Annotated in this window: 11 protein-coding genes; 9 read left to right on the forward strand and 2 right to left on the reverse strand. The window is 51.9% G+C overall.

Annotated features, from left to right (window positions below):
* Positions 1-17: 17 nt before the first annotated feature.
* Complete coding sequence (locus tag HRU77_14400) at positions 18-485, reverse strand: MEKHLA domain-containing protein (GenBank protein QOJ22202.1); 468 nt, start codon at positions 483-485, stop codon at positions 18-20.
* A 77-nt stretch (positions 486-562) separates the two neighbouring features.
* On the reverse strand, positions 563-3,148 hold the full coding sequence (locus HRU77_14405) for a glycosyltransferase family 39 protein (protein ID QOJ21764.1): 2,586 nt from the start codon (positions 3,146-3,148) through the stop codon (positions 563-565).
* 263 nt (positions 3,149-3,411) lie between these two features.
* On the opposite strand from HRU77_14405, the gene HRU77_14410 reads away from it, so the two are divergent.
* The 9 genes from HRU77_14410 (at position 3,412) to HRU77_14450 (ending at position 13,846) form a co-directional block, all read left to right on the forward strand.
* Entirely contained in the window at positions 3,412-4,716 is a 1,305-nt protein-coding gene (locus tag HRU77_14410; GenBank protein QOJ21765.1) for a hypothetical protein, read from the forward strand.
* A gap of 134 nt (positions 4,717-4,850) precedes the next feature.
* Complete coding sequence (locus HRU77_14415; GenBank protein QOJ21766.1) at positions 4,851-5,804, forward strand: Kdo hydroxylase family protein; 954 nt, start codon at positions 4,851-4,853, stop codon at positions 5,802-5,804.
* A gap of 63 nt (positions 5,805-5,867) precedes the next feature.
* Complete coding sequence (locus tag HRU77_14420; protein QOJ21767.1) at positions 5,868-6,950, forward strand: hypothetical protein; 1,083 nt, start codon at positions 5,868-5,870, stop codon at positions 6,948-6,950.
* Positions 6,951-6,955: 5 nt separating this feature from the next.
* Complete coding sequence (locus HRU77_14425; GenBank protein ID QOJ21768.1) at positions 6,956-8,443, forward strand: hypothetical protein; 1,488 nt, start codon at positions 6,956-6,958, stop codon at positions 8,441-8,443.
* Between the two features lie 28 nt (positions 8,444-8,471).
* On the forward strand, positions 8,472-9,257 hold the full coding sequence (locus HRU77_14430; GenBank protein QOJ21769.1) for a hypothetical protein: 786 nt from the start codon (positions 8,472-8,474) through the stop codon (positions 9,255-9,257).
* Between the two features lie 128 nt (positions 9,258-9,385).
* Positions 9,386-10,264, forward strand: coding sequence for an N-acetylneuraminate synthase family protein (locus tag HRU77_14435; protein ID QOJ21770.1), 879 nt, complete (start codon positions 9,386-9,388; stop codon positions 10,262-10,264).
* Positions 10,264-11,430, forward strand: coding sequence for an acylneuraminate cytidylyltransferase (locus HRU77_14440; GenBank protein QOJ21771.1), 1,167 nt, complete (start codon positions 10,264-10,266; stop codon positions 11,428-11,430). Before HRU77_14435 ends, HRU77_14440 begins: the two co-directional genes overlap by 1 nt.
* A gap of 63 nt (positions 11,431-11,493) precedes the next feature.
* Positions 11,494-12,777 (forward strand): hypothetical protein, encoded by a 1,284-nt coding sequence (locus HRU77_14445; GenBank protein ID QOJ21772.1) that lies wholly within the window; start codon positions 11,494-11,496, stop codon positions 12,775-12,777.
* A 4-nt stretch (positions 12,778-12,781) separates the two neighbouring features.
* Positions 12,782-13,846, forward strand: coding sequence for a glycosyltransferase (locus tag HRU77_14450; GenBank protein ID QOJ21773.1), 1,065 nt, complete (start codon positions 12,782-12,784; stop codon positions 13,844-13,846).
* Positions 13,847-14,790: the final 944 nt, after the last annotated feature.

The raw sequence follows: 14,790 nt of genomic DNA on the forward strand, positions 1-14,790 counted from the left end.
GGAAATACCGGGGCGATTCATTCTAAGTATTTCCATGCAGAGAAGGTGGCGCCTTGCCCAATGACTGTGCCGTCAGATTTACAGATATTCCAAATAAGAATCGGATCGGCCAGAAAACGTTGGCCGGTGCTGGAGATTCTGATACCGCTGTAATCAGCAATGTAACCTTGCTTTTTCACTTGTTCCAGCATGCGGGCACGTCCTTCCCGTTTGGCGGGTTCCGCTGTCAAGCGAGATGGGGTTTGTGTAAATTGCTGCCAATTCATCGCCCATAAATCGAGCGCTGCCTGATTGCCGTAATTCAAAACCGGATCGTCTTCCGCACCGTGCGATGCTACTACAAATGTGCTGTTGAATAGCCGCTCCGCTTGTTTCAGCGGCGTGCCCGTGCGTTCAATCAACTCCTGCTGCACCCAGTGTGCGTAGCTATCGAGCAAATACTGGCACCATTGCACCATTTCGGGATCAGTCCAGTTGGTTTGCATCATATCCGGTATCGGAATGTAAATTTAACTGAGTTTGGGGTGCGGTGATTTTGTTGCGAGCCAATCATGTGCAAGAATTACAACCCCAAATAGCCTTTTGCGATTCGATAATAAACTGTCCGTAAGGGCTTGTCTTCGCGTGTGATGGTCATACTTTGTACCGGGCCGGGCTGGTCGAGTAATCGGGCAATGTCGTTGCCTGCGCGATCACGTTCCAGGTGCTGCGGCTCCATGCCAATCAGGATGATCGGCCGGGTGGTCGGCGGTTCCGATGGGTGCCAGACTTGGTACATGGCGCCGCTGTCGCCAAACATATTGCGTGAACGAATATCCATCGGTTCTCCCTGCCGATTGTAAAAATACATCGCGCTGGCGACCGACCATTTGCTCATGCCGACAACGAGCGGTTTTTGTCCGCTTTGCTGTTGTACATCGGCGGCAATTTTTTCGATCTCGCTGGTGGTTTCGCGCCAATAATAACGGCTCATGAATGACGGGTAGGGGATACCTGGAATCCCGAGCACTACGTAATGCAGTGTTAAAGCATAGACCACAATGGAAATGGCGATGGTCGGTTTCCAGGCGGCTTGAATGCGGCCCGCTATGCTGCGCGGATTGACGATTTGTCCCATCATCCATGCCATGGTAGGCACTATGGCCAGCCATAGGGGAGCTGTCCAGTGAAAGCGCAATGAGTCGAGTGTGCTCAGAACAAAAAATATGACCAGCGGTACGCCCGTGAAGAGGCATATAAATAAAGTGCGTCTGCGCGCCGTCTCGCTACCGTTCGGTTGATGCTTGGGCCACAGCGCCCAAAGTGCGGCGGCTAAACCCACAGGTGTTAGCAGTACCAGCAGATCGACGAACAGGAGATGGGGGGAAAACAAATCATCGCCGACACCGCGCGCGCGCGATGACTGAAACACGATCGAAGACCAGTGATGTTCCATGTTCCAGATAATAACCGGGGAAAACAGTATCAGCGCCAGCAATGCCGCAAGGTACGGATGGGGGCGGATCAACCAGCGGCGTGCAACCGGATCGACGAGCGTGAATAATAGCGCGGCTATACCGAGCAATCCGAGCGTATATTTGGACAAAATGCCGAGACCGAATGCGATTCCCATGCCCAGCCACGCTGAGCTGCGGTTTGCAACTAAGGTGCGTTCCATGTAATAGAGCGTGGCGGCCCAGGCGGCCATTACTGGAGCATCGGTTGTCATGAGAAAGCCGGTGGCAAAGGTGAACGGCAGAATAGCCAGCAGCAGCGCGGTGCGCATGGCGGTCGATTTGTCGTACAGATTCTGCGCCAACGCATACAGAAATCCCATCGTGATCAGGCCGCAAAGAAATGCGCCGATTCTTACAGCGAATTCGGTATTACCGGCGGCTGCGGTGCCGAGCCAGATCAGCCATGCCACCATGGGCGGATGGTCGTAGAAACTTAAATCCATGTGCTGGGCGTAGTTCCAGTAATACGCTTCGTCCGGAATCAGCTCCGTTTGGCCGAGATAAATCAGACGCAGCAATACGATGAGCGCCACGATGCCAATCGAAGCAACGCGCCAGTGTATATCCGGAGCGGGTGAATTCTGTGTCGCGGATGGCAAGTAAAAGATGGATCCCAGGTAGACTATGATTGTGCTAATCGCGATAGCGGGAAAAATAGCCAATAGCGGCGGCGCATGCCAATCATAAACCAGCAAAGCCAATAAGCCGCCGCGCGTGAACAGCGCAATGCCGGCGAGTGCGGCAAAACGGCCAATCAAGCGCCAGTGCAATGGGCCCGCCGGTTGCAGCCGGAATGAATCGCGTAAATTGAATACGCACACTGTGGCGGCAACCAGAAAGCTCGCGATATGCGCCAAAGCCAGCCCGGCGCCGCTACTTATCAAGAGCTGGTAGATGGCAATATCGATCAGTGCGCAGAACAGGCCGGTTGCCGCGTACCGGCTGGCATCCTGAGCAGCCACTGCACCGCCAGCCAGCGCCATTAACCGATGTAAATAAGCCCATTGGTGATGAAACGACAATTTCGAGGTGCCGCGTGTCCGGTCGCGAAAGCAAATCGGTATCTCGATAACTTTCAGTTTTCCTTGTCCGGCCATCAACATTTCCAGCAGAATCTTATAGCCGCGCGCTTGTCCGGAAACGGCCGATGCCAGTTCACGGCGGAAAGCGAAAAAGCCGGAAGTGGCATCGTTGACATCGCACAATGGGCGCGCCAGCGAGCCGCCAATGCGCGATAGCCATTGCCGGTACCACGGCCAGCCCTCGGTGCTGCCGCCGGGAACATAGCGGCTGCCGATCGCGATATCGTGACTGCCGTTTATTACCGGTTCGACCAGCGCGCCAAGGCGCTCGGGCGGATGACTCAAATCGGCATCCATGACGACAATGACTTCGCTCTGCGCGGCGGCTGCGCCAGCCAGAATCGATGCGATCAAGTCGGGTTTTTCGGTGCGTTCGATCAACCTCACGCGTGCTTTCGTTTCCCATGCATGAATTTTTTCAGGTGTGCCGTCGCGCGAACCGTCGTCGACGAAAATGACTTCAAAGCGGTCCGGCGGTAGATTCAGCGCAAACAGTGATGTCAATAAAGGATCGATGTTGTCGGCTTCATTCAATGTCGGAATGACAATGGAAAATTGTGTTGAGGGCATCTCTGAAAGTGAAGGAAGTTAGTTTTCTTGATTGTCGGAACAAATGTGAATTTCTAATAAAGGCGTGAAAATACTTTCGCAGCTTGTATTCACAACATCTTCACTAAGGTTATTTTAACATTATGTGACAAGTTGAATTGTAATTGTAACTAAGTTAGGTGTTTGAGGAAAAATGATTTATTAGACATGACAATAAAATAACGCGCGCCTGGAAGCCGATGATGTAATGAGATCGCTGCCAGTATAAATGAGGAAAACTAAAAATGGGGATTGATTTAGGGTTTGACAGGATCATCCGGGATTTAAGCGGTGCGAGATGGATTCTTTCGCAATTAACGGAAGATGATACGGCAGCAACGTCGATTCATCGCGATTTCCGGCGTGTCGTTTGGCGCGAAGCCAATTGGGTGGATCGCAGTATCATGCTGCTGGTGTTACCGCTTCTGCCTTTCTTAATAATCATTCTGACAACAGTTTTCACGGCACTCAATGGATACGCTATAAAAAAACGGACGGGGAAAGGAATTATCCGGCAAGTTTATGAACAAATCGGTGTTGCATGCCGTTGTGCGATTTTGCCGCCCTGGTACTACATCTTTGAGCTGCACGATGACGCGAAACGGCAGCACGCCAATGAATATCTTAACCGCTTCGAAACGAAAGCGGCGATCTACCGCTTCATGCGCGACTATAACGGCGGACTTCCTGTTCCTGCCGAACGCAGTACGCAATGCATCCGCGATAAGACGCTTTTTATGGCGCATTGCCGGAAAAACGGCGTAACCGCAGCACCCATCCTTTGGATAATCCGGAATGAAGAGATTAGGCCGGTGGATTGGGACCGGTCTGATTTTCCCGAGTTCGATCTTTTTGTCAAACCGCTCAACGGGCAAGGCGGCAGAGGTACGATACGCTGGGATTATCTGGGTTCCGGACAATTTCTCTGCAACGACGGAAGCCGCGCCAATGGAAGCCAGGTGCTTGAAATTCTGCGGAAGAATTCGGAGCACACGGCTTATATCGTGCAGCCGCGGTTGGTCAATCACCCCGAAATTACCGATCTGGCCTGTGGCGCGCTGGCGACCGTGCGCGTTATGAGCTGCCGCAATGAAACGGGCGGTTACGAAGTCACCAATGCAGTCTTCCGCATGAAGCGATACGCCGATGTGATCGTCGATAACTATCACGCCGGCGGTATCGCGGCCAATGTCGATATCAATACCGGTGTGCTGGGGGAAGGCACGCGCGGCGGCTGGGGAGTGGTAACCGATGGCTGGTACGAGCAGCATCCTCTATCCCATACGGCGATTTCACAGCGCAAGCTTCCTTGCTGGGAAACGATGGTTGATTTTGTGCAGGACGCACACAATCGCCTTTTTCCGGATCAAGTCGTCATCGGCTGGGATGTCGCCATACTCGAAAATGGCCCGTGTTTGATTGAAGCCAATAAAGCACCGGATTTGGACATCATTCAACGCGCCCAGAAAGGACCGCTGGGTAATGAGCGGCTCGGGAAACTCCTGGCATTCAATCTGCAACGGACCATCGCAACCCAGTACGCGCATTGATCGAAGGTGAGCGTTTTACGGCGCCGGTTTTAAAGAATGTTTAATCGGTTAATACGTCTTTTAATAAAATGAGCATAATCCAGTATAATTCGCTGCCGGATTATTTTCGTTTCTGAATAAGTCGAGGATATAGCATGATAAATGAGCAGCATGTTTCTAAAAGCGATGAAACTGAAATCCTGAAAATGCTCACCATTGAACCGGGTATGGACATGTCGTCGCCCGAGGTACAGCGCGCGGCTATTCAAACGCTGGAAGAGGGCGGCCTTATTTATCTCCCCAAAGGAGGGTTTGAGCTTTCCGAACGGGAACGGGAATTGATATCCAATACAGCTAATATCCTGACGCAAGTGCCCGATGTTGAAAACGGTAAACCTACGATTATTTTCGATCCGAAAAACGGGCATATCAAGAAATATCATTACGCACAAATACACGGCAAAATGGTGCGAGCCCAGATCAAGGATACGGCCCGTGTCGATCTTGAAGCGATTATGGCGCGTTATGGGCAATGGACCGAAAGTGTCATCACCCAATTGTTTCCCAGCTATCGCCAGTCGTTAGACCGCAAACGGGTTACCTACCGGCCTTTTGCGCGCAACAGCACGCAGGCTCTCCATATCGACTCAAGCTACGGTTACCCGACGCAAGGACGCAGTATGCTGCGTGTTTTCACCAACATCAATCCGGCGGATCGATTGCGCATCTGGCAGCTCGGCGAACCTTTTGAACCTTTTGTGCAACGCTTTCTCCCCGGTGTACATGTCAAAAGTCCATCCTGGTTTTCTAAGCTGTTGGCTCAGCTCGGTATCGTCGATGGCGTTAAGACCAAGTATGATCAATACATCGCGGCGCTGCGCGCGCTTGGAATGCGCGATAAGGAATATCAGACTACGGCGCCGCGCCAACTGATGGAATTCCCTGCCGGATCAAGTTGGATTGCGATTACCGATTTGGTGCTGCACGGTGCGATATCGGGACAGCATAGTTTGGATCGGACATTTTATTTGCCGGTCGAAGCGATGAACGATCCGGCGCGCTCACCGCTGCGCATCCTGGAAAGATTGACCGGTGAAGCGCTGACATGAGAGTGGATAACAAAGCAGGTTTGCTGTGCAAAATACATTTTGCATGAATCATTCGGGGTGGAAATGAAATCGTCAGCTGAGGTGTATTTTGGCGGTCCGGATCAGCCTGCGGGTTATCTGCGCAATGTGCTGGAGGCGCACATTGCTGCTGTTCCGGCAGGCGGCTCAATCGATTGGGTCACGTACTATTTCCGTGATCTGAAACTGGCCGAAGCCCTGGTTCAAGCGCGCAAGCGCGGTGTGAACGTTACCGTAAGCCTGGCCGGTAAACCGCGCACGGCCGATGCTAACGATGACGTGATTGCCTTGCTATCGGGGCCGGAAGGTTTGGGCGATGGCTTGCATCTGGTGACATTCCCGGGGTTGCCGGCCCCATCAGGGCGGACATGGGCGCCGCAATTGCACGAAAAACTTTACTGTTTCTCGCATCCCAAACCCATTGCGTTTATCGGCTCGTTCAATCCCTCCGGAAATCAAACGGAAGAGAGGCTCGATATCATCCGTGAGATCGGCGATCAAGATAAAGGTTACAATGCGTTGATAGGACTGACCGATGCGGAGCTGGTGGCGCAACTGATAAGGCACGCGCGCAACCTGCATGAAGCGCGGCCGGGATTGTTCTACCGTTTTTCCGCGGCAGCGAATGAAGCGATCCGCAGTGGCGATACCACCCTTCATTTCTGGCCGCGCGTGCGCCCGCATCCGGTCATGCAATTTTTAAGCAAAGTAAGCGATAATGCGCATGTGCGTATTTTTGCGTCGCACATCAGGAGCGCGGCGGCGGTTAATTTTATGATCGAACTGGCGCGGCGCGGCGTGACGCTGGAGATATTCGTCGAGGCGACATACCGGCGCGTTACATCGAAGGTCGAGCAACGTTTGATGTGCGCCGGAATCCGCTTCAAACGCAGCCGGAATGCGGAGGAGTTGCCGATGCATCTCAAATTGGTGCTGGTGGAGGATCGCGGTCAGGTATGGTCTATTTTCGGCAGTTTCAATTGGACCAATCCATCCTTCTGGCTTAACCATGAGATTGCGGCTATTTCAAGCGATCCGGAACTGTTCCGGGTATTTTCGCAGCGCTGCGACTGGATAGAAAAAAGGGATTTCGTACAACCACTGCAAACAGATTTAGTCACTGCGTGATAAAAATGACAAATACACATGTGGGGGATTGCGCCTCGACGCTGATTATTCCGGTAGAGAGTCAGGTGCGCGAACTGGATGCAAAAATTCTGCTGGCGTGTTTCGCGGCGGAGCGCGGTTTTCCCGTGCTGATCGGTTCACGAGCTTTCACGCACTTTCAAGTGGCGTCCATTCCGCGCGGCGTTTATCTCGCTAAAAGCATGCGCAGTCTTAGCAATTCAATGTTCAAGGCGTTGCGTCAACTAGGACATGAAATTGCCGCCTGGGAAGAAGAAGCGCTGGTGCATCCGCCTGCCGATACCTATTTCACACTCCGGCTTTCCCCGCAAACGATCAATAAAGTGTCGCATGTTTTCGCCTGGGGACAGGAGAATGTCGACTTGATGCGGCAATATCCCGATCTGCCGCAGAATCTGCCGATTCACATTACCGGTAATCCGCGCGGCGATATGCTGCGGCCGGAATTGCGCCCGTTTTTTGATCCGGAAGTTAAAAAGTTGCGCGATCGTTATGGCGATTTCATTCTGATCAACACCAATTTCAGCGATGTGAATCCTTTCATTCCCAGCATCGGTTTATTTCAGGCCGCGAAAGATTCCGATAAGACGGCGCGCCGCGGTCAAGCGGGAATAGGCATGAGTCTTGAGTTTGCCAAAGGTTTGCGCGATCACAAGTTAGCGATACTGGAGGATTTCAAACAATTGATCCCGGCGCTCGAACGGGCATTTCCCGCTATGACTATCGTTGTCCGCCCGCACCCCAGCGAGAGCAATCAAATTTATCAAGATCTCGCGGCGCGCAGCGATCGGATCGTCATCAACAAAGAAGGTAACGTCATCCCTTGGTTGCTGGCGGCGAAGGCGCTGGTGCACAACGGTTGCACAACAGGCTTGGAAGCCTATGTTCTCGGCGTTCCGGCAGTTTCTTATCTGGCGACATTGAATAAGCTTTATGACTATGATTTTCAGGGATTGCCGACAAAGCTCAGTTACCAGTGCTTCAACTTTGAAGAACTGCAAACGACATTGAACCGGATTCTGGCAGGGGAGCTCGGCGGTGCGGGCGGCGAGGAACGCCAGGCTCTGATCGATTATTATCTGGCGGCGCAGAAAGGCCCCTTGGCGTGCGAGCGCATTATCGATGTGTTGGAATCCAGCGGTTATTCCAAAAACCGCCCGCCACCCCGGCCGCTCAGCACCTTTGTGCAGGGCTGGTTATTCGTCAAAATTAAAGCGGCATTGACCAACCTCTATATGCGCCGCCCCGGACCCAATCGCATGGCGTATCACGATCATCGTTTTCCGGAAATTTCCGTGACCGAGCTGGAGCAAAAAATCGCCCGCTTCGGCCAGCTTTTGCATCGCTTCGACTCGATCAAAATCGAGCAACACTCAAAGCATCTTTTCATGGTTCATTCCCAACGCGTGAGAAAAATGCCGCAAGCCGCACCCGCAGCGGAAATCAGTGAAAATTTCCGCACCGTAAAAGAGTGAGCGCAATGGAGCATTGCCGGATTAGGTCATGAAAAAATTTTTTCATCGCTACCTCTATAAAAGACCGGTCCGCAACCTCGCGGCGCAAATCAAAGCGGCGGTCGATGCTCTGGACGGTGCGGTGCCGATACTGGTTGTGTCTTACAATAACGGCGTTTACGTCGACCATTGTGTGCGGCAGCTCAACGCCCGATCCATCAAGCCGGTCATTATCGACAATGCTTCCAAGGACACCGAGACGCTCGCCATTCTTTCCGGGATCGCCGCGGCAAAAAGCGCTTTCGTTGTGCGCTCAGCGGTAAACATGGGTGCGCGCGTAGGGTTTCAAGGACCGGTGTACGATGTTTTGCCGGATATATTCGGCTACACCGATCCCGATTTGCTGTTTAACCGGCATTTACCGGCGGATTTCATCCGGCAGCTGACGGATGTCTGCGATCGCTTCAAATGCTTCAAGGCCGGTTTCGCTCTGCCTTACCAAGTTGAGTACAGTTTGACCGAGCGCCGTATGAAATCAAGCTTGGGAAATATTGTCCCTTTCGACAGACTCGTGACGGTATCGCAATGGGAATCGCGCTTTTGGAATAAACCGCTCCAGCATGACCGGCTGGAAGTGTATGCCGCGCCCATCGATACAACGTTTGCGATTTATCGCAAAAAATACTATAACGGAGATTTTTTCGATGCCGTGCGGGTTGCCGGGGATTTTTCCGCGTTGCACATGCCGTGGTTTCCTGATTTGGATCTACTGTCACCGCAGCGCCGCTCGGCTTATTTAAAAGGGAATAAATCATCGACCTGGGTTACAAACTAGATTGAGCCTTACGGAGTCCATGAAAATGTGAGACGGTTTCTTTTTATTGAAAGTACAGCATGCAATCGCCAGTTTTTTGCTGGTATTTAGTTTATCAATTGATTAATAATGGAATAACCGGAAATTTTATGAAAGTGCCTAAGGTAATTGCCGAAATCGGTTGTAATCATAAAGGAGACATGGAAATCGCCAAGGAAATGATCGGAATCGCGGCGACATTTGCGAAATGCGATTTTGTGAAGTTCCAGAAGCGTTCCAATAAGGAACTGCTGACGCCGGAAGAATATAATGCGCCGCATCCCAATGCGCAGAACAGCTATGGCGATACCTATGGCGCACACCGGGAGTTTCTTGAGTTTGATGTCGATCAGCACCGCCAGTTGCAGCAATACTGCAAGGAGTTCGGCATCGGTTATTCGACTTCCGTGTGGGACCTGACTTCAGCCAAGCAAATCGCCGGTCTCAACCCTGTGTTCATCAAGATACCCTCGGCGTGCAATCTCAATTTCCCGATGCTCGAATTCCTCGCCAGGGATTATCACGGCGACATTCATATTTCCGTCGGCATGACTACGTACGAGGAACAAGAGCAAATCGTACAATTGATGGAAAAATGCCATGCGGCGGAACGCGTCGTGTTGTATGCCTGCACCTCCGGATATCCCGTGCCATTCGATCAAGTGTGCTTGCTCGAGCTGCAAACGCTGAAAAACCGCTTTGGTTCGCGCATCAAGGAAATCGGATTTTCCGGGCACCACTTAGGAATTGCGGTCGACATTGCGGCAGTCACGTTGGGTGCATCCTGGATTGAGCGTCATTTCACTTTGGATCGCACCTGGAAAGGAACCGATCATGCGGCGTCGCTGGAGCCGGACGGCCTGCGCCGCCTGGTGCGCGATGTGCACGCCGTTTCTCAGGCGCTGACCTTCAAGGATGCGCCGATACTGGCCATCGAAGCGCCGCAGCGCGCCAAGCTGAAACGGGTTCAGGGGGTACACTTCAACTGATGCGCTGGGTTGCTTTTATGCCGCTGCGCGCCAATTCGAAATCCATTGTCGATAAAAATGTGCGCGCTATCGCAGGGCGGCCATTGTTTGCATGGAGCCTGGAACAGGCGATCGCTTCGCAGTGTTTCGACGAAATTTACGTGGCGAGCGATTCTGCACGAATCCGTGACAAAGTGCTGGAGGAGTTTCCGGCAGGGGTGACGGTGCTGGATCGTTCTGCCGAAACTTCCACCGACACAGCCAGTACGGAAAGCGCCATGCTTGAGTTCAAGCAACGCGCCGCTTTCGATGTGGTGTGTTTGATCCAAGCCACGTCACCGCTCACGCGCGCAGAAGATTTCATTGCGGCTAAGCGGAAGTTTCAAAATGAACATCTCGATTCCTTGTTAACGGCGGTGGAATCCAAGCGGTTTTATTGGACTGGCGGCGGTACGCCGATCAATTACGATCCGTTAAAGCGTCCCCGGCGCCAGGATTTTGCAGGGTGCATGATGGAAAATGGCGCTTTTTATTTCACCCGACTGGAAATTCTCGAGGAATTCGGCAACCGGCTGGGCGGGCGTATCGGCATTCATGAGATGGCGCCGGAGACAGCGATCGAGATCGACGATCAAACCGACTGGATCATCGTCGAGCAGTTGTTGTTGCGGCAAAAGCTGATGAAGCTCAGCGCATACGCCGGGCAAGTGAAAATGCTGGTGCTGGATGTCGACGGCACCTTTACCGATGGCGGCATGTACTATGGGCCGGAGGGTGAGGCGTTGAAGAAATTCAACACGCGCGATGCGCATGGTTTGCAACTGCTGCGCAAGAACGGCATCGGCGTTTGCGTTATGAGCAGCGAAAACAGCCCGGCCGTTGCGGCGAGAATGAAAAAACTCGGCATCGATGAATATTATCCGGGGGTAAACGACAAACTTGCGCAACTGAAAGAACTGGCAAAACGCAAGGCAATTGCGTTGCAAGACATTGCTTATATCGGTGACGATTTGTGCGATTTGGCCTGCCTCGAGAATGTAGGGTTTGCATGTTGTCCGGCCGATGCAGTGCCGGAAGTTTTGCAAAATGCCCGTTATGTTTGCGAGCATTCCGCCGGTCACGGTGCGGTGCGCGAAGTTTGCGATCTTATTGTAAAAATGAAAAATTCCGGTCAGATGATTGCGTAGGTATCCGGTATCGATCACACGTTGAATGAATAATGGTTGTGCTGGTTCCTCACAAAAAATGACATGAAAGCACTCTTCTTTCTTCGTCATTACAACGATATCGATCATATCACCCCGGTCATTTTCAAATGGGTCAAATCCGGCCATGTTTGCGATGTGGTGCTGATCGGTCATCGCACTGTCTGTAACGATTACCGCATTGAGTTCCTGCGCAAGCTGCCGGACGTGCGGGTGGCGCATATCCGCGATGCGTTGACGCCGTTGCAGTATCTGCTATGGCGGCTGCAAACGTTGTTATTGTCGCCGGGTATGAAGCGCTCGTTGCTGAAACCGCTGGCACAGAAAGCGATTGAAATTTACGGCGCCGGAAACCGGTGGAAAGTTTGGCGGGATACGGCCGGAAAGGTACTGGAGAGAAGTTTTGCCGGTAGCGGTAAAGGCGTGATTGTATTCGACTGGGTGACGCGGAATTCTCCGGTGTGCATCGAGTGGGTCGAAGCGGTCATTACCCTGGCGCACGATAGGGATCTTGGCGCGGTTTCATTGCCGCACGGCGACAGCCCGCATGCCAATCACCTGATCCGGCGCGGCGAGTGGAAATTGCAACCGGATACCATGTATTCCGCCGGTTGTTTATTCGATCAAGTTGTAGTGCCGAACGAATTATGCGCCGTGCGTTTCCGGCCTTTCATGCAAGCACAGTCGATCGCGGTGCTGGGGTCGCCACGTTACTGCACCGAATGGCTGGATAAATTGGTGCAATTACAACCGCCTTCACCGCTTGCACGTTCCTCCAGCCGCCTTAAATTGGTCATCTTCTTGCGCAAAAGCGATTTCACCACGTTCTGGGAAGAAGTCAGCGAGGTGGTGCAGATGATCGCGGCTTTTCCCGCTGTTGACATCATCATCAAACCGCACACCCGTGGCGGCTGGCGGCAGCCTCTGACACGAAACAAGGCCATTTTGCGTTTGCCGAATGTCAGCATCGCGGCAGATGATGTACACTCCGTTCATTTATTGCATTGGGCGGATGTCGTCATGGATCTCGCAACTTCGGTTGTTTTTGAAGCGGTCGTCGCGGGAAAGCCGGTGCTGGCGGCGGATTATCTGCACGCGGGCCGTTCCGTTGTGGCCGATTACATGCCCGAGACCGAATTGTGCTGCCGCGATGATGTTTACCAAAGAATTGACGGGTTGATAGCGGCGGGTTGCGGCTCGTTTTATGATGAAGAACACCGCCAGCGTTTTCTCAAGGAAATTATCCAGGGTGGCGGAGATGAGGATGTTTTACCCCGTTATGTAGCATTACTGGAAGCAAGTTGCCGGCTCCGAGAAACGCAGCAATGAACGTATGGAAAATCCGCTAACGCAATCCGCCGCCAAGACTGTTGACGTCGTAATCCCGGTTTATAACGCACCGGAACTGACAAAGCGGTGCATCGATTCGGTCGTCGCTCACCTGGGGGAATCCCTACAACGCGTACTCATTCAAGATGATGCATCCGGGAGTGAAACGCGCGAGATGCTGGATCATCTGCCGTATGCGTGCATAGAAGTTTGTCGCGCGGAAAAAAACCAGGGGTTCGGTTTGACGGTTAACGCAGCCGTCAGCCGTTCGAATGCTTTTTATGCGTTGATTCTAAACTCCGATACCGAAGTCAATCAGAACATCCTGCCGCAACTGTGCGCGGCATTCGATGCCGATGACAAACTGGCGGCCATTCTTCCGGCAGGCAACAGCTATAACCGTTTCGATTTCAGCCGCTACGTGTTGCGCGAAGGCAATTATATTCAGACTTATTATCTGCGTGGCCATGCCATTCTGATCCGCCGCGACGCCTTTCTGGCGGTCGGTGGTTTCGATGCCGCATTCGGCCGCGGTTATTACGAAGATATCGACCTTGGCCGCCGCCTGGATTTAAACGGCTGGCGTTTTGGCGTTCACCCCAACGTCCATATCTATCATAAAGGCGCAGGATCGTTCGGCGATGATCGCATTCAACTGGCGCGGCGCAATCGCGCTGTGTACTTGTCGCGCTATCCCGAAGCGCAGCGGAATATTCTGTTACTCTCAGGCAATTGCACGTTGGCGGATTTTAGCGAAGATTTGTTGAAAGTAATCGAACAAGTATTTCACAGCGGCGGTTCCATTCATTGGTTTTCGCCGGTACAGCCTTCTCGTTTGAGCTGCTTACAAATGCATGGCTACGCTGCGCGGCTAAGCATAATATTGAAAGTATTGTCGCGCGGCTGGCAGCGCGCCGACAGACGGGTGACAGAAATATGGATCGTGCCGGGAGCTCCCTTTTTTTTGCGCGTACTACTGACTGTTTGGGCAAAATGGCAAGGTCTTAAGATTTTGATGCTTGAGGAAACTGCCGCACAAGACCCCGTTACCAAACTCAGAGTGAAATGAAAAAGCGGTTTCTGGCAGCAGCATTTGGTAAGTAACTTCAGCGGTTGGCAAATGGTTTTCTCCATTACTACTAAAAAAGGAGCGCATTCTTGATGGTGAAGCGATTTTAAGCGCCGACACTGCCTTGATGCCCATGTCATTTAGTTTGGTGCAAACCACCTGTCAATACCCCATATTTCATCGATTGCTATTTTATCAAACCAGTTTTCTTGTCGCTGTAATGACGAGCTGTTCAGATCATTTTGGCATCTTGCCAATGACCAGGATCGAACAGAAACTGCCGCTGCTGTAGTCAAGACCGCAAAATGCCGGTGCTAATCGAGCGAACTGATCATTTGAAGGCCATTCAGTCTACTATGAACAAACAGTAACCGGACTGTTCATCCTGTACGGATGGATATCGAAGAAAAAGGCACACTACCTTGATCGTTGAGCTTAATGCATTGCCACTTGATGCGCCCAGAATCTTGTTGGCCGCGGCCAGACTGGTGGGCGAAGGTTTCGACCATCCGCCACTCAGCACGTTGGTGCTTGCAATGCCTATTTTATGGCAGGTCATATTACCAACTATAAATAATATTTTATGTATCATAAATTTGCCAGTAGCTATTGCGGACATGGAATAAACATCAGCGCGGTTACCGGGCGATGGGCTACCGGATTAGAGCTACTGAGGTACACGAAGAATCAGAATCGGATATGGCGTTCAAGGTATTAACGCGGTGAGAAGAAGATATTGCCGGCAACTAACTTATAAATATGTTCATGATCTGCATGCTAAATTAGCCGAATGGGAAACTCTCTAGGCTCGTACGGTAACAAAAACACATAATTTTTTCTTCAAGAAAAAGGTAATTTACTTTAGAATGAAATTCCAAGCACGGAAGTCAACCACCGGTCAGTGAAAAAAATAATTGCTTGAGCAGCATTTCAATAACAACCTG

The sequence above is a fragment of the Gammaproteobacteria bacterium genome (assembly GCA_015709615.1).
Lineage (GTDB): Bacteria > Pseudomonadota > Gammaproteobacteria > Burkholderiales > Nitrosomonadaceae > Nitrosomonas.